This is a genomic window from Melissospora conviva (genome assembly GCF_049523535.1).
GTDB classification, from domain to species: Bacteria; Actinomycetota; Actinomycetes; order Mycobacteriales; family Micromonosporaceae; genus Melissospora; species Melissospora conviva.
In genome coordinates, this window is sequence record NZ_JBLLDT010000019.1 from 1 (window position 1) to 882 (window position 882).

Below are 882 nucleotides of genomic sequence, written 5' to 3' on the forward strand. Positions count from 1 at the left end.
CCGGCGTCGGCGATGTGCCGGGCCAGCCGCCGATTCGCCAGCATCCCGGTCACGTTGAGGTCTTCCACCACGATCGTGCCGTGTTCCCGGGCCAGCCGGGTGGTGAGCTTGTGCAGTCCGTCTCGGCGCAGGTTGGCCACCCGGGCGTGCGCCCGGCTGAGCCGTTTCGACGCGCGCTGCCACCGCTTCGAGGCGTCCCGGCAGATGCGCCGGTCGGGTCCGACCTTGCGCGACAGGGAACGCCCCAGCGCACGGAGCTGGCGCTGCGCGGCGTTCAGGTGGCGGGGGTTGGCCACGATCTCGCCGGTGGACAGCACCGCGAGAGCTTTGATGCCGACGTCGACACCGACCACGGAGTCCGGGCGGGCGGGGGTGCGCACGGCGCGGTCGACCTCGACGCAGAACGCGACGTGCCACCGCCCGCCGTCGCGGCGCACCGTCGCGGACATGATCCGGGCGGTGCCCGCGTCCAAGCGCCGCGCCAGTTTGCGTGCGGACTCGTGCAGCTTCAACCGGCCAAGCCGGGGCAGCACCACGTGCTTGCGGTCCGGTTCCACCCGGATCGTGCCGGTGGTGAACCGCACGCTCGGTGTGGTGCGGTGCCTGCCCTTGAACCGGGGAAACCCGACCGGGCGGCCGGCACGTTTACCGGCGCGGGAATCCGACCAGTTCTTCAACCCGCGGGCCAGGTTGTCCAGGCCGGTGTTGTACGCCTCTTTGGAATAGTCGGCCCACCACGGCGCCACCTCGGGCTTCGCCGTGTTCCACACCCGCCGCAACGCCGGCAGCGACCACGACAACGACGGCGTCAACTGCTCGTCCGGGATGCCGTAAGTACGTTCGGCCGCCCGCTGATCCATCACCGCCTTGACCCGCGCCAGC

At 71.4% G+C, this 882-nt stretch carries 1 protein-coding gene; it reads right to left on the reverse strand.

Translation table 11 applies throughout. The features are described 5' to 3' along the window. Positions 1-860: IS607 family element RNA-guided endonuclease TnpB (gene tnpB / locus ACK8GG_RS21270; protein WP_440357099.1), on the reverse strand; the 860-nt coding region annotated here is incomplete at its 3' end. Between the last annotated feature and the right edge of the window lie 22 nt (positions 861-882).